At 67.0% G+C, this 22,549-nt stretch carries 17 protein-coding genes; 7 read left to right on the top strand and 10 right to left on the bottom strand.

Annotated features, from left to right (window positions below; genetic code table 11):
* Positions 1-64 precede the first annotated feature (64 nt).
* Entirely contained in the window at positions 65-946 is an 882-nt protein-coding gene (locus tag ACZ1J6_RS22060) for an alpha/beta fold hydrolase (protein WP_132261713.1), read from the bottom strand.
* An 89-nt stretch (positions 947-1,035) separates the two neighbouring features.
* Positions 1,036-3,438: a TonB-dependent receptor gene (locus ACZ1J6_RS22055; protein WP_243841117.1), complete on the bottom strand. Its 2,403-nt coding sequence runs from the start codon at positions 3,436-3,438 to the stop codon at positions 1,036-1,038.
* Between the two features lie 112 nt (positions 3,439-3,550).
* Here ACZ1J6_RS22055 and ACZ1J6_RS22050 point away from each other — a divergent pair, with 112 nt between their 5' ends.
* From ACZ1J6_RS22050 to ACZ1J6_RS22030, 5 genes are all read left to right on the top strand, one after another.
* The gene (locus tag ACZ1J6_RS22050; RefSeq protein ID WP_431568668.1) at positions 3,551-4,258 is read left to right on the top strand and encodes a TetR/AcrR family transcriptional regulator; all 708 of its coding nucleotides are present in this window, start codon (positions 3,551-3,553) and stop codon (positions 4,256-4,258) included.
* A 189-nt stretch (positions 4,259-4,447) separates the two neighbouring features.
* Positions 4,448-5,107 carry a L,D-transpeptidase family protein gene (locus ACZ1J6_RS22045; RefSeq protein ID WP_431568667.1) on the top strand — a complete coding sequence of 220 codons (660 nt, stop codon included), beginning with the start codon at positions 4,448-4,450 and terminating at the stop codon, positions 5,105-5,107.
* Positions 5,108-5,173: 66 nt separating this feature from the next.
* Positions 5,174-5,608: a group II truncated hemoglobin gene (locus ACZ1J6_RS22040; RefSeq protein ID WP_134095134.1), complete on the top strand. Its 435-nt coding sequence runs from the start codon at positions 5,174-5,176 to the stop codon at positions 5,606-5,608.
* Between the two features lie 89 nt (positions 5,609-5,697).
* On the top strand, positions 5,698-6,372 hold the full coding sequence (gene ligK, locus ACZ1J6_RS22035; protein ID WP_086491799.1) for a 4-carboxy-4-hydroxy-2-oxoadipate aldolase/oxaloacetate decarboxylase: 675 nt from the start codon (positions 5,698-5,700) through the stop codon (positions 6,370-6,372).
* A complete protein-coding gene (locus ACZ1J6_RS22030; RefSeq protein ID WP_431568666.1) occupies positions 6,365-7,240 on the top strand; it encodes an amidohydrolase family protein in 876 nt (291 codons plus the stop codon). Before ligK ends, ACZ1J6_RS22030 begins: the two co-directional genes overlap by 8 nt.
* Before the next feature lie 280 nt (positions 7,241-7,520).
* Here the strand turns inward: ACZ1J6_RS22030 and fghA are convergent, their stop codons facing one another.
* Together fghA and ACZ1J6_RS22020 are read right to left on the bottom strand one after the other, a co-directional pair.
* Positions 7,521-8,363, bottom strand: a complete 843-nt coding sequence (fghA, locus tag ACZ1J6_RS22025; RefSeq protein WP_431568665.1) for an S-formylglutathione hydrolase — start codon at positions 8,361-8,363, stop codon at positions 7,521-7,523.
* Complete coding sequence (locus tag ACZ1J6_RS22020; RefSeq protein WP_465128044.1) at positions 8,363-9,475, bottom strand: S-(hydroxymethyl)glutathione dehydrogenase/class III alcohol dehydrogenase; 1,113 nt, start codon at positions 9,473-9,475, stop codon at positions 8,363-8,365. The genes fghA and ACZ1J6_RS22020 overlap by 1 nt, the downstream gene beginning before the upstream one ends.
* A 98-nt stretch (positions 9,476-9,573) precedes the next feature.
* Between ACZ1J6_RS22020 and ACZ1J6_RS22015 the strand changes: the two genes are divergently transcribed.
* Entirely contained in the window at positions 9,574-10,458 is an 885-nt protein-coding gene (locus tag ACZ1J6_RS22015) for a LysR substrate-binding domain-containing protein (RefSeq protein WP_431568663.1), read from the top strand.
* A 39-nt stretch (positions 10,459-10,497) separates the two neighbouring features.
* Here the strand turns inward: ACZ1J6_RS22015 and mdoH are convergent, their stop codons facing one another.
* The 5 genes from mdoH to pobA all read right to left on the bottom strand — a co-directional run bounded on the left by mdoH (position 10,498) and on the right by pobA (position 17,901).
* Positions 10,498-12,318, bottom strand: a complete 1,821-nt coding sequence (mdoH, locus tag ACZ1J6_RS22010; protein WP_132261699.1) for a glucans biosynthesis glucosyltransferase MdoH — start codon at positions 12,316-12,318, stop codon at positions 10,498-10,500.
* Complete coding sequence (locus tag ACZ1J6_RS22005) at positions 12,315-13,787, bottom strand: OpgD/OpgG family glucan biosynthesis protein (RefSeq protein WP_465128043.1); 1,473 nt, start codon at positions 13,785-13,787, stop codon at positions 12,315-12,317. The genes mdoH and ACZ1J6_RS22005 overlap by 4 nt, the downstream gene beginning before the upstream one ends.
* Positions 13,788-13,967: 180 nt before the next feature.
* Positions 13,968-15,143 (bottom strand): efflux RND transporter periplasmic adaptor subunit, encoded by a 1,176-nt coding sequence (locus ACZ1J6_RS22000; RefSeq protein ID WP_431568661.1) that lies wholly within the window; start codon positions 15,141-15,143, stop codon positions 13,968-13,970.
* On the bottom strand, positions 15,136-16,380 hold the full coding sequence (locus tag ACZ1J6_RS21995; RefSeq protein ID WP_465128042.1) for a TolC family protein: 1,245 nt from the start codon (positions 16,378-16,380) through the stop codon (positions 15,136-15,138). The genes ACZ1J6_RS22000 and ACZ1J6_RS21995 overlap by 8 nt, the downstream gene beginning before the upstream one ends.
* Before the next feature lie 339 nt (positions 16,381-16,719).
* Positions 16,720-17,901: a 4-hydroxybenzoate 3-monooxygenase gene (gene pobA, locus ACZ1J6_RS21990; RefSeq protein WP_431568659.1), complete on the bottom strand. Its 1,182-nt coding sequence runs from the start codon at positions 17,899-17,901 to the stop codon at positions 16,720-16,722.
* Between the two features lie 141 nt (positions 17,902-18,042).
* On the opposite strand from pobA, the gene ACZ1J6_RS21985 reads away from it, so the two are divergent.
* Entirely contained in the window at positions 18,043-18,912 is an 870-nt protein-coding gene (locus ACZ1J6_RS21985; RefSeq protein ID WP_134095143.1) for a helix-turn-helix domain-containing protein, read from the top strand.
* 90 nt (positions 18,913-19,002) lie between these two features.
* On the opposite strand, the gene ACZ1J6_RS21980 is transcribed toward ACZ1J6_RS21985, so the two are convergent.
* The gene (locus ACZ1J6_RS21980; RefSeq protein WP_431568658.1) at positions 19,003-22,431 is read right to left on the bottom strand and encodes a glycosyl hydrolase; all 3,429 of its coding nucleotides are present in this window, start codon (positions 22,429-22,431) and stop codon (positions 19,003-19,005) included.
* Positions 22,432-22,549 lie beyond the last annotated feature (118 nt).

Below are 22,549 nucleotides of genomic sequence, written 5' to 3'. Positions count from 1 at the left end.
GCAGGATGCCCTGTTGCCCCGTCGCGCGGAAGACCCGGGCCTGAAGACGTCAGGGCCTGCCGGATCAAGCCCGCGACGACGGGACATGCTCGCGCAGGAAGGCGGAAATTGCAGCCAGGGCCGGCAGTTCGTCCAGCATCGGCGCATGGCCCACGCGCGGTACCTCGACCGCCGCGAACGGCCCCGCATGGCGCTGCGCCATGTCCCGCACGGTCTGGGCGGAAAGGAGATCGGAGAGCGCCCCGCGCACGACCAGCACGGGCGCCCCTTCCAGCAGGTCCCACAAGGGCCAGAGATCGGCGGGAACCGTCTGCGGATCGTCACCGTCGATGCTCTTCGCGATCGCGGGATCGTAGGCGAAGGACACGGTGCCGTCCGGGTTCTCGCGGCAGGTCCGATGGGCGAAGGCCAGCCAGTCCGGGCCGCCGAAATCCGGGAACGCCACGCCGTTGACCGCGCGGCATCGCGCCGCCGCCGCCTTCCACGATGTCATCGTGCCGCCCGGCCCGACATAGCCCTGGATGCGCGCCAGCCCGGCCGGGTCCAGCACGGGGCCGATGTCGTTGAACACGAAGCCGCTGGCGAGGTCCGGCCGCAGGGCGTTCATCACCATGGCCATCAGCCCGCCCATCGACGTGCCGATCAGGCAGGCCCGCGCGATGCCGAGCCCGTCCAGCAGCGCGAGCATGTCCTGCGCGTAGACGTCGGGCCGGTACTGCGCGGGATCCGGGTCCCATTCGGAAAGCCCCCTGCCCCGCTGGTCCGGCACGATCAGCCGGTAACGCCCGGCGAGGTGCGCGGCGAGCGGCTCGAAATCCGCGCTGTTGCGGGTGAGGCCGTGCATCAGCAGCAGGTCCGGCGCGCCGACCTCGTGCGCAGGGTAGTCCCGCGCGGCCAGTTCGAGCCTCCCGCAGGCGCTGCGGTAGCGGTGGAGGCGGTATTCCATGGCGGGCCTTGTCCTTTCGCCCCATGCCGGGCCGAACGATGGCAGGATGACGGGCCTCATCTTCCCCGGACGAGGCCCGCCCGGCGTGATCAGAATTCCAGCGTCCCGGTAACGAAGACCTGGCGCGGATTGCCGTAGAATGCCGTCAGCGTACCCTCCCTGCCGAGGGTCGGGATCAACCCGCCCGCGGGATTGCGCAGGATCGCGCCCGTCACCGGGTCGGCCCCGATGAAGGTATAGCCCGAAGTCTTGTATTCCTTGTCGAGAATGTTCTTGCCGTGGACGCCCAGGCTCCAGCGGCCGCCGGGCGCGGTATAGACCAGGCTGGCGTCGAGCAGCGTATAGCCCTTCTGGTCGATATAGGGGTTCGGGATCTCGAACTGATAGGTCTTGCTGCGGTAGGACAGCGTGGTGTTGAACGATACGTCGCCTTCGCCCACCGGCGCGTTGTAGGCCAGGGTCGCGCTGCTGGTCCACTTGGGCGTGTTCTGGACCTTGCGGAACTCCGCCACATCGACCGGCCCCTGGCCCGCGATCTGGGTGATGTATTCCTTGTAGCGAGCATTGATGTAGCCCACCGAACCGGACAGGTTCACACGGTCTCCCGAAGTCGCCAGGTTCTGCGCGAGCCGGGCGTTGGCCTCGAACTCCACGCCGTCGATCTTCGCCTTGCCGGCATTGGTGATGACGCCGCAGAAGGTCGGAATGCCGTTGACCGTGCAACCCGAGGAGCCGGGGATCTGCACGTCCTTGTAGTCCATGTGGAAGGCCGCCAGCGCCAGGTAGAGGCCGCCGCCGAACAGGTTGCCCTTGTAGCCGACCTCATAGCTGTCCACCGATTCCGGCTTGAAGCTGAGGTAGTCGGCCACTTCGCTGTCTTCGCGAATGCCGTCGCCATTGGTGTCCGGCGCGTTCACGCCGACGCCGCGCGGATCGAAGCCGCCGCCCTTGAAGCCCTGCGAAAAGCTGGCGTAGAGGTTGTGGTCCGGTGTCGGCTTGAAGCTGAGCGAGGCGCGCGGGGTGAACTTCTTGAACACCGCCTTGCCCGAGAAGTCGGTGCCGGGCGCTCCGAAAGCCACGCCAAGCCCGCCAAACACCGGAGAGCCGCCGCCGAGGTAGTTCTGCCGCAGGATCTGCGCCTTGCGCTCGTCCCAGGTATAGCGGCCGCCGACCGCGAGGCTGAGCTGGTCGGTGAAGTCGAACGTGAAATCGCCGAAGATGGCCCAGGTGCTGGTGTCGACGTCGGCCTGGGTATAGGCGGTCAGCCCGTTGACGGTGGTGAACAGGCGCACGTCGAAGGCCGTGTCCGCCTTGGCCCCCAGGTAATAGGCGCCGATCATGCCCTGCAGCCAGCTGCCGTTGTCGTAGAGCAGCTGGAATTCCTGGCTGACCTGCTCGTTGTTGTAGAAGGCCGGCACGTCGACATCGATGGCGGGCAAGGCGTCGAAGTCGATCGGCGAGGCGCTCTTGTCCTTGCGCCAGGCGCTGATCGAGCGGAACGTCAGGGCATCGGTCAGTTCGGCGCTGGCGTTGATGGCCAGGCCGTAAGCCTTCACGTCCTGCCTGGGATCGACCAGCCCGCCCTGGCTGTCGAACACGTCGTCCAGCACCGGCGTACCCGAGACCATGCCCGGGATCAGGCGATGGCCGCCGCGCGAGTTGGACTTGTCACGCGAATAATCGCCGGAGATGCGGATCAGCACGGGCTGGCCCTTGCCGCCGATCTCGACCGTGCCGCGCCCGGCCCAGATGTCCTTGTTGTAGTTCTCCTCGCCCGTGGTCAGGTTCTTGCCGAAGCCGCCGCGCGAAAGGCGTGCCACCGATCCGCCGACGCGGACGAGGTCCGTGATCGGGGTGGAAACGGTCAACACGCCGTCGGCCTGGTCGTAAGTGCCGTAAGTGCCGCGCAGCTTGAGCGAGAAATGATCGGGCAGTTCGCGGGTGACGTACTTCACCGCGCCGCCGATGGTGTTGCGCCCGTAAAGGGTGCCCTGCGGGCCGCGCAGCACTTCGATGCGCTCGACGTCGTAGATGTCGAGCACGGCGGCCTGCGGGCGGTTGAGGTAGACGTCGTCGAGATAGATGCCCACGCCCTGCTCGAAGCCGGACACCGGATCCTGCTGGCCGATGCCGCGGATGAAGGCGGACAGGGTGGAGTTGGTCCCGCGCGAGACTTCCAGCGTCACGTTCGGGGTGGTCTGCGCGATGTCGGTGATGTCGAGCGCGCCGGACTTGGCCAGTTGGTCTCCGCTGAAGCTGGTCACGGCGATCGGCACGTCCACCAGGCGTTCCTCGCGGCGGCGGGCGGTGACGACGATCTCTCCGGTGCCGAGGTCCTGTGCGGCGGCTGGAGCGGCAGGCTGGCCAGCGGCCCGGTCGGGGCTGGCGTCCTGGGCAAGGGCCGGTTCGGCCAGGCCGAACGCAGCCGCCCCGATCGCGGCCGCAAGCGCCAGATAGCTCGAACCCATGCCGCCGTTACGCGCCTTGTGCATCGCTGAAACTCCCAATGAACCTTTATCTTGTCCGCCCTCCATATTGAAACATGAACCGTCTTTCAACATTGAAGATTTGCCACGGGCTCGATGAGGGTCTAACTGTGCTTTCGTGACCACAGATAGCGCCAAGCCATCGCCCTCGGCCCACCGGGACAGCGCACCCGAGCCGGCCATTTCGGCCAAGGTCCCGCGCACGGAGCGCGGGCGGCGCACCTTGCGGAAACTGCTGGACGCGGCCGCCATCGAATTCGGGGAGCGCGGCTTTCACGAAGCCTCGATCACCGGCATCACCACCCGCGCCGGCACCGCGCTGGGCAGCTTCTACACCTACTTCGATTCCAAGGACGAGATCTTCCGTGCTCTGGTAGACGATCTCTCCGGCAAGGTACGCCATGCCGCCCGAGAGGCGCTGGAAGAGCCCCTGCCCGCGCTCGACGCCGAAAAGGCCGCGCTCACCGCGTTCCTGCGCTTCGCCCGCGAGCACAAGGAAATCTACCGCATCATCGACGAGAGCGAATTCGTCGATCCAGCCAGCTTCCGCATCCACTACGAATCCACCGCCCGCCGCATCCGTGAGCGCCTGACCGAGGGCGCCCGCAAAGGCGAACTGCGCGAGGGGCTGGGCGAGGCCCATGCCTGGGCGATCATGGGCATGAACGTGTTCCTCGGGCTGCGTTATGCCGTCTGGTCGAACGACGGCACGCCGGAGGAACTGGCGGATCTTGCCAATTCGATCCTGCGCGAAGGGATCATGGCGCAGGACGGGGCGGTACAGAATGAGGCCAGTCAGGATGAAGGCGGTCAGGACGAAGACTGACGCTTCCCGCGTTATTCTGTTTGGGCGCCCTCGATGCCGACCCGGCCCCTTCGGCATCCGGCCGGTCGTTAACTTCCGTCCCTCGTCAGTCCCCTTGCGGGACAGCGCCCGCAGCGGACTGGCAATCGCGGCGGCTTTCCGCAATGTTGAAATGGTGAAAGCTGCCGAACCGACAGGACAAATCCTCCCGTGAATGCCCGCCTCCTACTCGCCTCCGGCGTGCTTGCGATTGCCGTGATCGTCGGCGTCTTCGCGCTGTCGTCCTCGAAGCCGGCCGCCCCGGTTGCACGCATCGCCGCCGTCAGCCCGGCCAGGACGCCTGCGCCTGCCGCCAAGCCCTTCGCCCAATCCTCCGCCCAACCCTCCGCGCCGCCCAAAGACGAGCCTTTCGTCATCAAGCGCATCCTGCCGATCGAGGGCGCCATCAAATATGGCGACTGGCACTGGGACGAAGCGGAAGTTCCCTCCGGTCCGATCGTCGTGACCGTGGACCTCGACGCGCGGGTGCTTTCGGTATTTCGGGGCGGCTACGAGATCGGCACGACCGCCGTCCTGCTCGGCACCGAGGACACGCCGACCCCGCTCGGCGTCTTCCCGATCACCGAGAAGGACAAGGACCACGTCTCCAACATCTACACCGGCGCGCCGATGCCCTACATGCAGCGGCTGACCAATGACGGCATCACGCTTCACGGGTCCAAGGTCGAACTGGGCTACGCCAGCCACGGCTGCGTGGGCATGCCGGTGGACTTCGCGGCCAAGCTCTTCGCCACCACGAAGGTCGGCGACAAGGTCTATATCACGCGCGGCAAGCAGGTGGGCCTGGGCGACGATCTGGCAGGAGCCTGAACGCCGTCGCCCGTTTCTCCATGACCCTTGCGCACCTTCCCGCAATGCCCGAATGACGCCGCGACCATGACCGAGACCAGCCTCTACGACCGCATCGGCGGCGCGCCGACCATCGACGCTCTTGTCGACAGCTTCTACGCCCGCATGGACGCGCTGGCCGAAGCGCGCACGATCCGCGCGATGCACCCGCAGGACCTCGCGCCGCTGGGGCAGGTGCTCAAGGACTACCTCTCCGAATGGCTCGGCGGCCCGGCGCTGTTCTCCCCGGTGCGCGGCCATCCGCGCATGCGCCAGCGCCATATGCGCGTGGCGATCGACTCCGCCGCGCGCGACGCCTGGCTGCTCTGCATGCGCGGCGCCCTGGCCGAGACCGTGGCCGACGACGCGGCCCGCGCCGCCATCGACGATGCCATGGCCCGCCTGGCCGACTGGATGCGCAACGTGCCCGATAAGGAAGGGCCCGATCAGGACCCCGCCGAAACCACGATTAGCCAGAACTAATATCCTCTCAGGCCAATCCCCTTCGCCTTTCCTGCGGCTGGGGTCCTAGAATGACGGCCTGAAATTTTGATAATGCAGGAGAGCACGTGATGAGTGGTATCGTCGTCCAGAACATCGAGCGGGCCGATCCCGCGGTGATCGACGGCCTCGCCAAGTGCGGCGTCGCAACCGTCCACGAAGCCCAGGGCCGCACCGGCCTTCTCGCCAGCTACATGACCCCGATCTACCGCGGTGCGCGCATCGCCGGCTCGGCCGTGACCATCAGCGCGCCTCCGGGCGACAACTGGATGGTCCATGTCGCCATCGAACAGCTCAAGGAAGGCGACGTGCTGCTGCTCGCGCCGACCAGCCCTTGCGAGGACGGCTACTTCGGCGATCTCCTGGCCACCAGCGCCATCGCGCGCGGCTGCCGCGGTCTCATCATCGACGCAGGCGTGCGTGACGTGCGCGACCTGACCGAGATGGAATTCCCCGTCTGGTCCAAGGCGATCTACGCCCAGGGCACCGTCAAGAACACGCTCGGCTCGGTCAACGTGCCGGTCGTCTGCGCCAATGCCGCCGTGAATCCCGGCGACGTGATCGTGGCCGACGATGACGGCGTGGTCGTGGTGCCGCGTGAAAAGGCCGCCGAAGTGCTCGCCGCCGCACAGGCCCGCGAAGCCAACGAAGGCGAAAAGCGCGAGAAGCTCGCCGCCGGCGTCCTCGGCCTCGACATGTACAAGATGCGCGAGCGCCTGGAGAAGGAAGGCCTCAAGTATGTCTGAGCGGATCACCTCGTGGCATGCGGCCCCGAGCAAGCCGCTCTACACCCCGCCCGCAGGCGCCGTTGACGCGCATTGCCACGTCTTCGGCCCGATGGCTGAGTTCCCGTTCAGCGCCAAGGCCAAGTACCTCCCCGAGGACGCCGGGCCGGACAAGCTCTTCGCTTTGCGCGATCACCTGGGCTTCGCCCGCAACGTGATCGTGCAGGCGAGCTGCCACGGCACCGACAATGCCGCGACGCTCGACGCCATCGCGAAGTCCAACGGCAAAGCGCGCGGCGTGGCCGTGGTCGATCCCGCGATCTCGGATGCGGACCTTGCGGCGCTGCATGAAGGCGGCGTTCGCGGCATCCGCTTCAACTTCCTCAAGCGCCTCGTCGACGATGCGCCGAAGGACAAGTTCCTCGAAGTCGCCGGTCGCCTGCCCGAGGGCTGGCACGTCGTGATCTACTTCGAGGCCGACATCCTCGACGAAATGCGCGCCTTCATCGACGCGATCCCGGTGCCGGTCGTCATCGACCACATGGGCCGCCCCGACGTGACTCAGGGCCCCGACGGCGTGGACATGAAGGCGTTCCGCGCCCTGCTCGACAGCCGCGAGGACATCTGGTTCAAGGCCACCTGCCCCGACCGTCTCGATCCCACGAACGACCCGTGGGACAAGTTCGCCGAAGCGGTCGCGCCGCTGGTGGCGGACTATCCCGACCGCGTGATCTGGGGCACCGACTGGCCGCACCCGAACATGCAGGACAACATCCCGGACGACGGCCACCTCGTCGACATGATCCCCCGCATCGCCCCCACGGCAGAGCTTCAGCAGAAGCTGCTCGTGACCAATCCGATGCGGTTGTACTGGCCGGAAGAGGTTTAAGGCCAGATCACAAGGTTCGTCATTGCGAGCGTAGCGAAGCAATCCAGGAGCGGTCTTGCGCCGCTCTGGATTGCTTCGTCGGCTTCGCCTCCTCGCAATGACGAAATAATGGTGGGCGCTCGACAGCGGAAATGTACCGGCGCACGCCGCATTCGCGGTCAGCGCGCCATTTGCGTCGGAAGACATTAAAGGCTCCACCGCAAGGAGCGCACACCAGATAGGCGGCGCGCGGCGTAGACATTCCGAGGGTCCGGGGGATCATCCCCCGGGTCTCCTCTTGTTACTTCAGCCTTTCCGCATGCCAGCCAATATGCTCGGCCATGAACGACGAGATGAAGTAGTACGAATGGTCGTACCCCTCCTGCATCCGGATCGTCGCAGGCTGGCCAACCTCGGCGCAGACCTCTTCCAGCAGATAAGTCTTGAGCTGCCCTTCCAGGAAGCCATCCGCCGTACCCTGATCCACCAGCAGGTCGGGCAGGCGAGCACCGTCCTCGATCAGCGCGCAGGCGTCGTATTCCCGCCAGGCCGCCCGGTCCGTACCGATATAGCCCGTCAGCGCCTTCTCGCCCCAGGGGCAGGAGAGCGGCGAGACGATCGGCGCAAAAGCGCTGACCGAGCGGAAGCGTGAGGGATCACGCAAGGCGATCGTCAGCGCGCCATGGCCGCCCATGGAGTGGCCGGTGATGCCCTGCCGCGCCATGTCGGCGGGGAAGTGCTCGGCGATCACGGCGGGGAGTTCGATCTCCAGATAGGAGCGCATGCGGAAGTTTGCCTTCCACGGTGCCTGCGTCGCATCGACGTAGAAGCCCGCGCCCTTGCCGAAGTCGTAGCCTTCGTCGTCCGGCACCTCATCGCCGCGCGGGCTGGTATCCGGCGCGACGAGGATCACGCCGTGCTCGGCGCAGGCGCGGCGGAATTCGCCCTTTTCGGTGACGTTGGCGTGGGTGCAGGTGAGGCCCGAGAGGAACCACAGCACCGGCAGCTTCGCGCCCGGAGCGTGCCCAGAAGCGACGTCCGGCACGAAGACCGAGAAGGTCATCGCCGTGCCCGTCTCGGCGGAGGCGTGGGTGTAGACACCCTGCACGCCCCCGAAGGCCTTGGCGGTCGAAACCGTCTCCATCAGAAGACGACGACCGAGCGGATCGACTTGCCTTCGTGCATCAGGTCGAAGGCGGTGTTGATCTCTTCCAGGCCCATGACGTGGGTAATCATGGGGTCGATCTCGATCTTGCCGGTCATGTACATGTCGACGATCTTCGGCACGTCGGTGCGGCCCTTGGCCCCGCCGAACGCGGTGCCGCGCCAGTTGCGGCCGGTCACGAGCTGGAACGGGCGCGTCTCGATGGTCTTGCCCGCTTCGGCCACGCCGATGATGATCGAGGTGCCCCAGCCGCGGTGGCAGGCTTCCAGCGCGGTGCGCATCACTTCGGTATTGCCGGTGGCGTCGAAGGTGTAGTCCGCGCCGCCATCGGTCATCAGCACGATCTTGGCGACCACGTCCTCGCGGCTCATGCCCTTGGTGTTGAGGAAGTCGGTCATGCCGAAACGGCGGCCCCATTCCTCGCGGTCGGGGTTGATGTCGACGCCGATGATCTTGTTCGCACCGGCAAGCCGCGCGCCCTGGATCACGTTGAGGCCGATGCCGCCGAGGCCGAAGATCACCACGTTGTCACCCACCTGCACTTTGGCGGTGTTGATGACGGCGCCGACGCCGGTGGTGACGCCGCAACCGATGTAGCAGGACGACTGGAACGGCGCGTCTTCACGGATCTTGGCGACGGCGATTTCCGGCAGCACGGTGAAGTTCGAGAAGGTCGAGCAGCCCATGTAGTGGTAGATCGGCTGGCCCTTGTAGGAAAAGCGCGTGGTGCCGTCCGGCATCAGGCCCTTGCCCTGGGTCGCGCGGATCGCAGTGCAGAGGTTGGTCTTGCCCGAAAGGCACGACTTACACTGGCGGCATTCCGGGGTGTAGAGGGGGATCACATGATCGCCCGGCACCACCGAAGTCACGCCCGCGCCCACTCCGCGCACGATGCCCGCACCTTCGTGGCCGAGCACGCTGGGGAAGATCCCCTCACTGTCGAAACCGTCCAGCGTATAGGCATCGGTGTGGCAGATGCCGGTCGCCATGATCTCGACCAGGACTTCGCCCGTCTTGGGGCCTTCCAGATCCAGTTCGACGATTTCGAGCGGCTTCTTGGCCTCGAAGGCGACGGCGGCGCGGGTCTTCATGGGGTATGCTCCTAAATCTCTGAAGGCCTTTGTAGGACCGCGCCTTGCTGTGATAAAGCGGCCAGTCTGAAAAGGATTATAACCATACGGGGACAGTGATGCTCGGCCAGTGGGACGGGATCGAAGAGTTCGTGATCGTGGCGCGGCTCGGCAGCTTCACCCAGGCGGCCGAGGCTTATGGCGCGTCAGTCACGCATATGAGCCGCGCGCTGGCGCGGCTGGAGGCACGCTTGCAGGTGCAACTCCTGCACCGCACCACGCGCTCGCTGCGGCTGACGGAAACGGGGCAGATCTTCCTCGAAACCTGCCGCCGCCTGATCGAGGAGCGCGACGAGGCCGTCGCCGCCATCACCGCGCAAGGCGAGCCGCGCGGGCACCTGCGGGTGACGTGTTCCTATGCACTGGGCGAGAAGTTCGTGGCGCCGCTGGTGCGCGAATTGTCGCAGGCCTATCCGGCGATTTCGGTGACGCTGGACCTCGACAACGGCCTCGTCGACCTGATCGCCGATGGCTACGACCTGGCGATCCGCACGGGGCACCTCGAAGACTCCCGGCTGGTGGCGACACGGGTGGCATCGCGCGCGCTGGTCACCCTCGCCTCCCCTGCCTACCTCGACGCGCACGGGCGCCCTGCTGATATCGCGGAGCTTTCCCGCCACGAATGCCTCGTGGGCTCGGCGGTGCAGTGGCATTTCCGGGGCGGCAAGACCTTTCGGCCGCAAGGGCGCTGGCGCTGCAACAGCGGCAATGCCCTGCTGGAAGCGGCGCTGGCCGGCATGGGCTTGTGCCAGTTGCCGGCGTTCTACCTGGGAGATCACGTCACGACGGGGCGGCTGGAGCCCGTGCTTGCCGCGCTGGCTCCGGAAGAAGAGCCGATCTGGGCGGTCTATCCCCAGCGGCGCCACCTTTCGCCCAAAGTCAGCGCGCTGGTGGCGCACTTGCGCGCGGAGCTTCCGACCAGGCTGGCCAGGGCGAGCGCCTGATCGTCGTCCCGGACCCCATTCGGGACGACGCAAGCGGTCTTAGCCGATTACCAGCGGTGGCGTGCCGCCTTCTTCCACATCGTCATTGGCATGTTCGACGGGATCGTCGATCGTCGGTTCGGGAACGCGGAAATAGCCGTGCCGCTCCGCCCGCTCGCCGATCTGCTGGCTCGACGTCAGGCTGATCAGCCAAGGCGAGGCCAGCAGGCCCAGCGTCAGCGGCGAGAGCCAGAGCGCCGTCACCGGGTCGATGAAGGCCGTGGCCGCGAAGACCAGGCCGAGCGCGATGTGTTCCTTCAGGTCCGGCAGCACTTCCCGCACGGAAATGCGGCGGGCATCGCGTTCCTGCGTGTTCCAGTGCGCGGGAATACCCAGGGCCAGGCCGAACAGCGCCTTGACCTGCATGACCATGGTCACCGGCGCGAGCAGGATCGCCAGCGGCACTTCCAGCGCGACCGAGCGCAGAACGCCGCCGAAGCCGCCGAAGCTGCGGCGACGCGTCCTGTCGGCCAGGACCCAGATCGTGCCCATCAGCTTCGGCCCGAACAGCAGCAGCACGGTCAGCCAGAGCACGCTCGGCGGCGTGCCGACGCCGAGGAGCTGCCCGCCCTTGCTGGCGGCCGCCTGGACGATCGAGGTGATGAGCAGCAGCAGCCAGCCCGGCGAGGTGAGATAGGCCGAGGCGCCGATCAGCAGGTGAAGGCGGCTGGCCCAGTGCAGGCCAGAGGCGTCGAGCAGGCGCATGTGCTGGAGGTTGCCCTGCATCCAGCGCCGGTCGCGGATGGCGTGATCGACGATGGTGGGCGGGAACTCCTCGTAGCTACCGTCGATCATCACCATGTGCACGGCCCAGCCGCGGCGGCGCAGCAAGGCGGATTCGAGCATGTCGTGGCTGAGGATGTGCCCGCCGAACGGCGGCTTGCCCGGGAGTTCCGGCAAGCCGCAGGAATCCGCGAAAGCCCGCGTGCGGACGATGGCGTTATGGCCCCAGAAGTTCGATTCCGCGCCCGACCACCAGAGCAGCCCGGCCGAGGCGATCGGCCCGTAGGCTTCGCTCGCGAAGCGCATCCAGCGCTGGAACACGGTCTGCGCATTGATGATCATCGGCACGGTCTGGAGCAGGCCGATCGAGGGCCGCTCCTCCATGATCGCCGCCATGCCGACGATGGCATCCCCGCTCATCAGGGAGTCGGCATCGAGGATCAGCATGTTCTCATAAGCGCCGCCGAAGCGCTGGACCCATTCGGCGATATTGCCGGGCTTGCGCGCGATGTTCTTCTCGCGGCGGCGGTAATAGACGTTGATCGGCGCTTCCGCCGCGATCTCGCGCCAAGCCGCTTCCTCGCGCTTGCCGTGGAAGGCGTTGGAATCGCTGAGGACGAAGAAATCGATCCATTCGGCCGCGCCCGAAGCTGCGATCGAATTGGTCATGGCCCGGACGCGGCCGAAGGTGGCTTCCACGCTTTCGTTGTAGACCGGCATGAGCACGGCCGTGCGATGGCGCAGCGAGGAGGCCGGGCTGGGAATCGCGGTGAAACCGGGATGCTTGCCGCTGATGAGCTGCAGGAAACCGATGGTGGACGTGACGAAGCCGAAGGAAATCCAGCAGAACAGCGGCACGAAGAACAGCAGCAGGATCACTTCGATCACGTCCAGCCCGTCGCGGGAGAACGCGAAACGCACTTCGCTGGAAGCGGCCAGGCCGATCGTGGCGGTGAGCGCGATCAGCAGCAGGCGCTTGACCAGCATGCCATGCGGGCTGGTCGGCACGGCGATGGTGCCGGGCGCGATCCCGTCGAGATCCTGGACCGGCATGGCCAGCGGCGCTTCGGGCGGGAGCGGATGCAAGGCGCGGTTCATGGCTGGACTCCCTGGATCACCGTTTCACTGAGCGCCTGCTCCCCGCGCTTCAGATATACCCTGAATTCGGGCGAGGGGACAGCGGAAGGCCGCACGTCCAGCGTCACGCGCCAACGCCCCTCCTGCCCGGCCACCGGATAGGCGGCGGAATGGAGCAGAGCCTTGGCGGGAAGATTGGTGTCCGCCGTCACGCCGCTGTCGCGCGTCAGGCCCTTCAGCGCCGGCCCTTCGAAATCGAACACGAACTTGCGGGCTTCCTGCGTTGTCGGCGTGTCGCCCGGTCGTCCCGCCGCACCCTGCCAGCTATCGACGCAGCGCGCTGCCGCGCCTGCACCCGTGGCGACACTGGGGTCCTGCGAGGTCCAGGTGAGGCGATAGGAGAAGTCGCGGCTCTGCCCTGCCCTGGCGGGTTGGTCGGAGACCCAGAAGGCGGCGATATTGTCCTGCGTCTCGGCATCGGTGGGCATGCGGTAGAGCATCACGGTGCCGGCGCCCCAGTCGCCCTTGGGTTCGATCCAGAGCGAAGGGCGGCGGTCGTAGAAGGCTCCGTCGTCCTGGTAATGGTCGAAGGCCTGGTCGCGCTGGAGCAGGCCGAAGCCCTTCACATGGTCCGCGCGCATGGCATTGGTGCGGTTCACCGAGGGGTTGGAGAGCGGCACCCAGATGCGCTCGCCGCTGCCGGACCAGAGCGCAAGACCGTCGGAATCGTGGATCTCCGGGCGCCAGTCTCGCCGCTTGGCGGAATCGGACTGGTCGTACCAGAACATGCTGGTCATGGGCGCGGCGCCCAGGCGCTCGATGTCGCGGCGGAAGAAGAGCGAGACCCTTACGTCCTGCGTCACCGCCGCGCCGGACGCGCCCTTGCGGCAATCGAAGGCATAGGCGCCGGTGAGGCTCGGTCCGTCGAGCAGCGCATGGATGCGGACGTGGTCGGCGCCGAGATTCTCGATCCAGAAGGCCGTGAAGGAGGGAAATTCCTCAGCCTTGGGCAGTCCCGTGTCGACGGCGATGCCGCGCGCCGAAAGGCCGTACTGATCGCGCGAACCGGACGCGCGGAAGTAGGAAGCGCCGAGATAGGCCATCCAGTCCGAATGCTGGTCGGCGGTCATCACGCGGAAACCGGCGGGATCGCCCTGCTTGCCGCCCACGAACAGCCCCCGGGCATCGATCAACTCGCGCGCGGAGCTGCCCTCCACCAGATGCAGCTTCACCGCATGGGGCGACGTGCCGCGCGCGGTGGGAAACAGGCGAACATTGCCGCCGAGCGCCTGGGCCTGGCCATATGTCAGCTTGCCCACGGCATCGAAGTCGGCCACGGCGTGGGGCGAGGTCTGCGGCTCGGCCCAGGGACGGGCGGCCAGCGCGCGGGCCTGCCCTACCAGGATATCCCAGGAAAACGGCTTGGGCGCGGCGAATTTGGGTTGCACCGCAGCCTCGGCCAGGCGCGGAAAGGCGGCAAGACCCGCCATCAGCGCCAGGAGCCCGGAAAATTCACGGCGAGCCAGCGAGCGTTCCGTAACTGGAACGCCGGCTTTCAGCCCCACTTCTGGGCTCTCGCCCCTCATGTTCGTTCGGTTCATGCGGTCAATACGCATAGACGAAACCAAAGTTTCGTTGCGCAGCAGGGGTCCCTCTATTGTTTCGCGCGATCACTTGCCCGGCGGGTTGCGCCATCCGATGATGACTTCGTCGCCCGGCTTGAGATCGTTGGCGAAGACTTCGGTGCGCTTGCCATCGCCGGCGCCCGTGGAAACATAGACCCGGCGCGGTTCTCCGTCCGGGGAAACGAGATAGATGCGCGCCCTGCTGCGATCGGCCGAGTTCTCCGGTTCGAACGTCAGGGCGGCATCGGGCACCAGCATCACGCCCTTGCGCGCCGGCAAGGCGATCTCCACCGTGGCGGCCATGCCGGGGCGCACCGTTTCGGCGGGCTTTTCCAGCGTGAAGGCCGCGCGGCGCGATCCGGGGGCATCGGCGCGGTCCACCAGCACGCGGGCAAGCGTGGCCTGCTGCACTGCGTCCGGCATCGCATCCAGCCGCACGCGGGCGAGCGTGCCGGTGCCGATCTCGGCATTGCCCGCCTTGGCGAGGGGAACCTCGATCTCCAGCGTCTCGTCGCTGGCGGCCAGCGTGAACAGGCGCATGCCGCTGCGCACGCGCTGGCCGGTGCTGATATTGCGATCGACCACGAAGCCCGAGAACGGTGCGCGCACCACGGCGGCGGCCAATGTCTCGCTATGGGCCTTGAGGCTGCTCCTGGCCGCGGAAAGGCGCGATTCCGCTGCGGAAACTTCACGCGTTGCGCGGTCGACGGCGGCGCGGGCGGTCTCCAGTTCATTGATGGCGGGAACGCGGTGGCCGGAGCGGCGCCATACGTCCTCGAAGCGGCCCAGCCGCCCCGCCGCGTCTTCCCGCGCGGCGCGGGCGGCGGCAAGGTCGGATTCGGCGGCCGAGACCAGCGAGCGATCCGCCGCCATCGTGCTGCGCAGCGGTTCGGCGTCGATCGTGGCGAGGACCTGCCCCTCCTCGACCCGCCCACCGGCCGGCACGCCCTCGGCCGAGACCGTGCCATCGAGCGCAGCGGCCAGGACCACTTCCCCGCTGCCGTGGATGGTGCCGCGTTCGGACACGAGCGGAACCACGTCGCCCTGTTCGACCATGGCGGTGTAATAAGGAGAATCCGTGCCGCTCAGGAACCGCACGAGCAGCAGGATCGCGGCAATCGCCGCCACCGTGAGCAGCGCAATGCTGAGCATATGCCCCCGGCCCCGCCGGGCGCCGGCTCCCAGGAAAGTATCGAGCGCACCCGCTTCGGCGTCAGTCACAGGCCGCAGTCCCCATCGGCGGATCGAGATCGGCGGCCGACCAGCCCCCGCCTTCCAGCTTGTGCAGGCGGATGATCGCCGCGGCCCGGTCTGCCTTCAGGCCCACGCGGGCCTCGTCGGCGGCCAGGGCGGCTGCTTCGGCCACATAGAGCGTCGCGAAATCGCCGAAACCGCCCTTGTAGGCGGCGCGGGCATCGGTGACGGCGCGTTTGGCCTGCGCCGCGGTGTCGTCCAGCCCGGACTGGCGGGCGTCGAACGCCGCCATCGCCTGACGGTGCGACGCGATCTCGGCGCGGGCGCCCTGCTCGGCCTTGTCCAGCTTCTGCAGGGCCTCTCGCAAGGCCGGCGCGGTCTCCGCGTCTTCCGGCGCGGCGCGCGCGGCGTCGAGCTGGGCCTGAGTGATGGAATCGCGCGCCAGGCTGGCTTCGAGGCGGCTCTGCAACGCCAGGAGGTCGGCGCGGTGGAGCGGTGCGTCTGCGGGCAGCGCGGCGCCGGGCGCCAGCGCCGGCACCGGCGCGCTTTCGCCCAGCGCGGTCAGCAATTCGGTATCGGTCATCCCCGTCAAACCGGCGAGATTGGCCCGCGCGGCATCGAAACGCGCGCGGGTGGCGGCAACGTCGGCATCGACCACGCCGGCCATGCTGTTGCCCAGTCCGCCGTCGATGGCCGTCACCAGACCGGCCTGGCGGCGGAATTCGGCGATCACGGCATTGTCGCGGAACTGGTCGAGCCGCTCGGTGCGCAGGACGAGGATCTGCTGCAGGCGGCGCACCTGCACATAGGCGAGCGCCACTTCGGTCGCGCGGTCGGCGCGGGCCTGCGCATAAGCATAGGCCCAGGCCATGCGCGCCGCGTCACGCTCGGACGACTGGTCCTTGCCGACCAGCGCGCGCACTTTGCCCGCCAGCCGCCGGGAAGCGGCCGCGTCGGTTTCCTCCTGGGTGTGGAGGCGGGCGGCGCGGCAGGCCAGATCGGTATCGGCGGCAATGCCGCGCTCGATGAGGTTGATGAGCAGCGGATCGCCGCCGTTCTTCCACCAGTCGCCATCGGCAGGCGCCTCGACCGCGGGCGCGATCGTCAGGTTGGTGTGGGTTTCCGGCACGGCAGACGTGGCGCACCCGGCCAGCGCACAGGCCAGGACCAGTACGAGGGGGCCGCCGCCGCGGCGCAAGACAGTGTGGTTTCGCACATGGGCTGCGATAGCAGCAATGTCCGCAGAGGCAATCGTGCTGCGCATGCGAAGCCACCAACTTCTTGTGCCAAGGGGCAAAAACGCATCAATCCGGCCGCTGTGGACGACCTCCCGGCCTCCAGCCGCTTTCCGAACCATTTCCCGTTGTCCCCTCAATGCATTTCGGTCGAACGCTGCCGAAACGCATGGAAGTGCTTTGGGTTGTCGAAGGTTGCGAAAAGAAGAAATTGCAGGAGATCGGTAACCCCCTGCATCCGCAATACCATAGGTGCCGTCTGGAAAGACAAAATGTGGGCAGCGGCGGGCCGCGCCCTGCCAATAACCGCGCGCCGTGTCTGTTCGGAAAGGCCCGGGGCACGCCCCGGGCCTTCCTCCCGCCTGTTGTCAGACCGGCAAGCCGACGTAGTTCTCGGCAATCACCCTCCGCGCGTGTTCGCTCGACGCGATGTAATCGAGTTCGGCCAGTTGCATGCGGCGTTCGAACGGACCGTCTTCGGGGAAGCGGTGCATCAGCTTGGTCAGCGACCAGCTGAACCGTTCCGAAGCCCAGACCCGGCGCAGCGCCTTGGCCGAATAGCCCGCGACGGCATCGTTGTCGCCCGATTGGAAGAAGCCGGTCAGGGCCTCGCAGGCGTAATAGACGTCGCTGGCGGCAAGGTTCAGGCCCTTGGCGCCGGTCGGCGGCACGATATGCGCGGAATCGCCGCAAAGCAGCAGGCTGCCGTGGCGCATCGGCTCGAAAACGAACGAGCGCAGCGGCGCGATGGACTTTTCGATCGAGGGACCGCGGGTGATATGCGCGGCAGCGTCCGAGCCGAGACGGATCGCCAGTTCATCCCAGATGCGGTCGTCGCTCCAGTCCTCCAGCTTCTCGGTCAGTGGCACGTCGATGTAGTAGCGGCTGCGCGTGTGGCTGCGCTGCGAGGCGAGCGCGAAGCCGCGTTCGTGGTGCGCGTAGATCAGCTCATGATTGCAGGGCGGCACGTCGGCCAGGATACCGAGCCAGCCGAAGGGATAGACGCGCTCGAAAGTCTGGCCGACACTGGCGGAGATCGCTGCGCGCGAAGGGCCGTGGAAGCCGTCGCAGCCGACGATGAAGCGCGCGTCGATGCGGTGCTCGGCGCCGTCTCCGGACCCCCCTGCCTTGTAAGTGAGGTAAGGTGCGTCGCTCTCGATGTCGTGCAGCGCGACATCGGCGGCCTGGTAGATCACCTCAAGCCCGCGCTCTTCGCTCGCTTCCATCAGGTCGCGGGTCAGTTCGGTCTGGCCATAGACCATGACCTGCTTGCCCGTGAGCGCCTTGATGTCGATGCGGATCAGACGCTCGCCATCGGCGAGGTTGAAGCCGTCGTGCGGCAGGCCCTCCGCCTTCATGCGCGCGTCGAGGCCGAGGCGCTCCATCAGCGCGACCGTGCCCTGTTCGAGCACGCCGGCGCGAATGCGCGAAAGCACGTAGTCGCCGGTCTGGCGCTCTACCACGACGCAGTCGATGCCTTCGGTCCGCAGCAGATGCCCGAGCAGGAGTCCGGCCGGTCCGGCGCCGACGATGGCTACTTGAGTGCGCATGATCGCTATCTCCCAATCCATGCCTTGCGGGCTCTCTCGCCGAAACTTCGGGGAGCACCGCTTCGCCATCCGGATTGACAGGACGCGCGGGTTGGCGGAATGCACCGGACGGCCTTTCTTACGGTACTTTCGAGACACGCCATGACAACAGCCCGGCCCGTTCCCTCTTATGTCCTCTACGGCGAGGACATCCCCGATAGCTCACCGGAATTCGGGCATATCGAGACGATCGCCGCGCGAAGTTCCCTGCATGACTGGGAAATCGCCCCGCATCGCCATGTCCGCGGCGTACAGGTCATGCTGGTATCGAAGGGACAGGTCACGCTCACCATAGACGACACGACCGAGACGCTGGAGGCCCCCTGCCACATCGTGATTCCCGCCGGCAGCATCCATGGCTTTCGCTTCCGGCCCGAGACGATCGGCTATGTGCTGATGCTCAGCAGCGGTTTCGCGGAGCGGCGAAGCAGTTCCGGCGATCCCTTGCTCCACGCCGCAACCCATGGCCGCTTCGCGCCGACGCCGGTGGAAATAGTGAAGCGGGTGGAATTCCTCTGCGCCGAGATGCTGGCGATCCCGCAGGACTGGCGGCGGCCGAACGCGCTGTTCCTGTCGATGGCCGAAGCGGTGCTGCGTTCGCTGCTGCCGGAAGACGAAGCGGCGGACGAAGGCAGCGGCGACCAGCGCATTTCGCACTTGCGCCACCTCGTCGAACTGCACTTTCGGGACCAGTTGCCGCTGGGCTGGTACGCCGAGCGGCTGGGCATGACCACGCGCACCCTCACCCGCCTGTGTCGCGCCAAGCTGGGCTGCTCACCGCAGGAACTGCTCCACGCCCGGCTCGCCCTGGAGGCGCAGCGGCTGCTCTGCTTCGCCAATGCCAGCGTCGTGCAGGTCTCCAACGAACTCGGCTTTTCCGACCCTTCGTATTTCTCGCGGTTCTACCTGCGGATGACGGGGCACCGGCCGCGCCTGGACAAGTCCACGCATGCGCATGGGAGTGAAGACTAAAGGAAAAGCAGGGGAGCATAGGCCCCCCTGCAACGCGCAAGTTCGACATTCCCAAGTCCTGGGGGATGATCCCCCAGGACTTCCTCTTCCTCACTTGCCCAGAGTAACCGGCCCGATCAGCCCCGAAGGCCGAAGCGGCGCATCGGCGCGATACGTCGGCATCGCCGTCCAGGTGATCGGCTTGGCACCCGGTTGAGCATCACCGACCAGCCGGTTGACCCAGAGATTGGCCACTTTCACCTCGATGGTGTTGCTGCCGCTCTTCACCGCCTTGCCCACGTCGATCCGGTAAGGCGCATGCCAGACCGCGCCGACCGGCTTGCCGTTCACCGTGACTTCCGCCAGATCGCCCACCTGCCCGAGATCGAGCCAGAGCGGTTGCCCGGCCTTGGCACCCCTGGGCAGCGTGAAGCTGCGCGAATACGTCGCTTCTCCGGAGAAGTACTTCACGCCCGCTTCCGCATTCCGTTCGAGCGGGGCCAGCTTCGCCATCTCGATCGAGGCCGGCGCGCCGCGGTCTGCCTGGAAATGCACGGTCCAGCCATCATCGAGCGAGGCCAGGGTCTGCGCCGGCCGGGCGGGGAGCGTCAGGCTCTGCTTCGCGGCGGCCTTGCGGAACACCACGAAGAGGGCATCGCCTTCGACCAGCGAGAGCGGCACGATGGTTTCGCCGTTCTCGATCCGGTAGCCGACCGGCTCGCTCGTCCCGGTCTCGGGATGCCAGAGTTCCGGTGCCTTGCCGGTGACGCGGAAGTGCGCCTCGATGGACTGGGCGCCCTGCGGGTTGGAAAGGTAGTAGATCTCGCCTTGCGCGTCGCGGCGGTGGACGAAGGGGATCTTCGCACCCGCCAGCGTACTGGTGAACCGGAAGTCCGGGGCCACGCCCAGCGTCTTCAGGGCGCCTTCCACATCCTTGCCGGCCATTACGCGGCCCTTGCCGACCGTGGCATCGCCGCTGCCGGGCCAGAGTTTCGCCACCAGTGCCGACCACTCGCCGTCCCTGACGCTCGCAGCGCCCCCCATCATACTGGGCGTCGCGGTCGGTGCGTCGCCGATCACCGTGGCCCCGCCTTCGACGAGTGCGGCCAGCTTCTTCAGTGCACCCAGCGTCATGCGCTGCGAGGAACCGCCGAGGTAGATCGCCCGGTACCGCGCCCCGCTGGGCGCGACGACTTCGCTGCCGTCGTTGGAAAGCAGCCCGGTCAGCGCGTCGAAACTCAGAAAATCGTAGGCATGCGAAACCGGGGCATCGGCCACCGGCTTGTCACCATAAAGCCCGGTCAGCGGCGCTTCTTCGCCGTAGAAATAGGCGATGTCCGCCACGTTGCGCCCGGCCTGAAGCAGCAGCGAGGAGCGCGAGATGTAGTCCACCCAGGGTTTCGCCATCTCGCCCCAGCTTTCCATCCGGTTGAAATACTGGCCGAAGATGAAGAGCGAGAGGCCGGGCTTCTTGTCGTCGACCGGAACGTGCACCGAGGTATGGACAACCGGGCGGTTGACCCCGTTCACGAACTCCATGTCGATGAAGCGCTTGAGGTCCTTGGGCGCGAAAGCCCAGGGCGACATCGAGGCGGTCATCGATTCCGCCGCGACGAGGTTCTGCCCATAAAGATGCGCGACCGAGGCGGCGCCCTTCATATCGGCGATCAGGGTCTGGCGCGGGCCTTCATCGCGGAAGGTCCACATCGCGGCCATCGGGATATCCGTGTGGCTGCGCATGGTCATGTCGTCGCCCAGCATCGGGCGCTTGTCCTCCAGCGCCTCGCCATAGACCTTCAGGCCGTTTTCATGCGCTACCTTGGCGACTGTGCCGTAGTGCTCGCTGGCCAGCAGGTCGGCCAATGTGCGGCGATAATCGTAGAGGAACTTGTCCGCCTGCGCCCGCGAGCCGACCAGCACGCCGGTCAGGGTGGGCAGCCAGGGCCGGGCGTCGTAGCCGCGCAGGCGCTGGAACTGCTCCAGCATCTTCGGCGTCCAGTTCGCCTCGCCCACTTCGATCGAGTCCGTCAGCAGCGCGCGCACGCCGCGCTGGCCGATCATGTCCGGCCCGGCGGCTTCCTTGTACAGGCCAAGGTAGTGATCGAGATAGCGGCGCACGGCGTCACCGTCGAACTTGTCGACCTCCAGCCCGGTCGCCTCGGGCGGTGCTGGGTGGTTGGTGGTGCCGAGCAGCGAATAGCCCATGCGCAGCACCCGCCAGCGTTGCCCCTTGGGGAGCGCCGGGGCCTGCCAGTCGAGCGTACCATCGGCCTTGAGCTTGCCCGTCAGGTCCAACACGCTGTCAGGCGTAACGCCGGTGGCGCCATCCTTCGGCTCTTCCAGGGCGTAATAGTCGCGGCTCATCACGAAACCGGCCTTGGTCTCGAAACGGTCGACCTTCGCCCCTGCGGTAAGCGCGAAAGTGCCCACGATCAGCGGCTTTTTCGCCAGCATCGCGCCGACGCCGTCGAACAGCCCGCCCATGGCAATGCCCGGCGCCGGCGACCCGAGCCCGCCGTCAGGCTTGCGGGGATTGAGCACCAGCCGGAAATGCGCGGCAGTGACGGCGGGGAAGCTGACGGTCGTCGGCACCGCGCCAAGCGTGAGCGTGGTGATCGGCGTCCATGCCTTGCCGTCGGCGCTCGATTCCAGCGTGCCGGTGAAAGCGGCACCGGCGAACGGCACCGTCACCTCTGGCACGAAGATGGTCGCGGAACCGATGCTTGCGGGCCTGGCATAGTCCAGCCGCAGGCTCGGCGCCTCGCCCTCCTTGCGGGCGAGCGTCACGCCCTTGCCCATGTCGCTGTCCGAAAGCGCGGCGGCGGAAAGCGCATTGCCCAGGCCATCGGCTGCGCGCGGCAGCGCCAGAGCGGGTTCGACGGCCTCCGGGAAAGCGAAGACGCCCACCTCGCCGTAGTAGGACGGACCCGGCGGGGCGGGATGGCCGGAGATCATTTCCTCGATCGAAAGCGCGGCGCCAAGCGCCTGGTATGGGCCCGTTGCCGAAGGCGGCGCGGCCAGCTTGCCGGAGAAACGCTGCCCGGCTGCCACGGAGGTCTCCGACCAGACCAGCTTCTTCAGGCCGTCCTGCGGCTGCACCCAGGGGCCGCCGGTCTCCGACCAGCCGGGCGAAGCGGCGATGGCGAGTTCGAGGCCCTGGCGGTCCGCCTCATGCGCGGCAAAGCGGAAGGCGTCCTTCCACTCGGGCGTCATGTAAACGAGGCGGTGGTCGACCACTTGCGGAGTCTGGAGATTGGCGTCGAAGTTCTGGAGGCCGCCGATGCCGACGCGCTTCATCCAGGCCATGTCCTTGGCGATACCGTCCTTGGAGATATTGCCGTTCATCCAGTGCCACCACACGCGCGGGCGGGCGGAACCCGGCGGATCGCGGAACTGGTCCTCCAACGGGGCGGCGGACGGTTCGGCAGATGTTGCAGCGGGGGCAGGCCCCTGTTCCTGCGCAAGGACCGGCACGGCGACAAGCGTCGCGGCCAGTGCAGTTGCGGAGCACAGCACGGTACGAAGTGAATGGATCGGCATAGTCCCTCCCGGATCCAGATGGTTGTCGGATTTATCGTTGTGATTGTTTTAGTTTTGTTTTTGCCCTCGCCGCCGGGACGTGATGTCCCGGCGAGGAGAGGTTTCCGGGGAGGCTTGC

The organism is Novosphingobium sp. BL-S-21 (assembly GCF_055521655.1).
The sequence above is the reverse complement of the archived record's forward strand: the minus strand, read 5'-3'. Positions and strand labels throughout refer to the sequence as shown.

What these genes read in the sequence shown, in the direction of transcription:
- ACZ1J6_RS22055 (WP_243841117.1), bottom strand. Translation starts at nt 3,438, where the DNA reads ATGCACAAGGCGCGTAACGGCGGCATGGGTTCGAGCTATCTGGCGCTT.
- ACZ1J6_RS22005 (WP_465128043.1), bottom strand. Translation starts at nt 13,787, where the DNA reads ATGGCGGGTCTTGCCGCCTTTCCGCGCCTGGCCGAGGCTGCGGTGCAA.
- ACZ1J6_RS21980 (WP_431568658.1), bottom strand. Translation starts at nt 22,431, where the DNA reads ATGCCGATCCATTCACTTCGTACCGTGCTGTGCTCCGCAACTGCACTG.
- ACZ1J6_RS22040 (WP_134095134.1), top strand. Translation starts at nt 5,174, where the DNA reads ATGACCGAGACCAGCCTCTACGACCGCATCGGCGGCGCGCCGACCATC.
- ACZ1J6_RS21995 (WP_465128042.1), bottom strand. Translation starts at nt 16,380, where the DNA reads ATGCGCAGCACGATTGCCTCTGCGGACATTGCTGCTATCGCAGCCCAT.
- ACZ1J6_RS22030 (WP_431568666.1), top strand. Translation starts at nt 6,365, where the DNA reads ATGTCTGAGCGGATCACCTCGTGGCATGCGGCCCCGAGCAAGCCGCTC.
- ACZ1J6_RS22020 (WP_465128044.1), bottom strand. Translation starts at nt 9,475, where the DNA reads ATGAAGACCCGCGCCGCCGTCGCCTTCGAGGCCAAGAAGCCGCTCGAA.
- ACZ1J6_RS22060 (WP_132261713.1), bottom strand. Translation starts at nt 946, where the DNA reads ATGGAATACCGCCTCCACCGCTACCGCAGCGCCTGCGGGAGGCTCGAA.
- ACZ1J6_RS22015 (WP_431568663.1), top strand. Translation starts at nt 9,574, where the DNA reads ATGCTCGGCCAGTGGGACGGGATCGAAGAGTTCGTGATCGTGGCGCGG.
- ACZ1J6_RS21985 (WP_134095143.1), top strand. Translation starts at nt 18,043, where the DNA reads ATGACAACAGCCCGGCCCGTTCCCTCTTATGTCCTCTACGGCGAGGAC.
- fghA (WP_431568665.1), bottom strand. Translation starts at nt 8,363, where the DNA reads ATGGAGACGGTTTCGACCGCCAAGGCCTTCGGGGGCGTGCAGGGTGTC.
- pobA (WP_431568659.1), bottom strand. Translation starts at nt 17,901, where the DNA reads ATGCGCACTCAAGTAGCCATCGTCGGCGCCGGACCGGCCGGACTCCTG.
- mdoH (WP_132261699.1), bottom strand. Translation starts at nt 12,318, where the DNA reads ATGAACCGCGCCTTGCATCCGCTCCCGCCCGAAGCGCCGCTGGCCATG.
- ligK (WP_086491799.1), top strand. Translation starts at nt 5,698, where the DNA reads ATGAGTGGTATCGTCGTCCAGAACATCGAGCGGGCCGATCCCGCGGTG.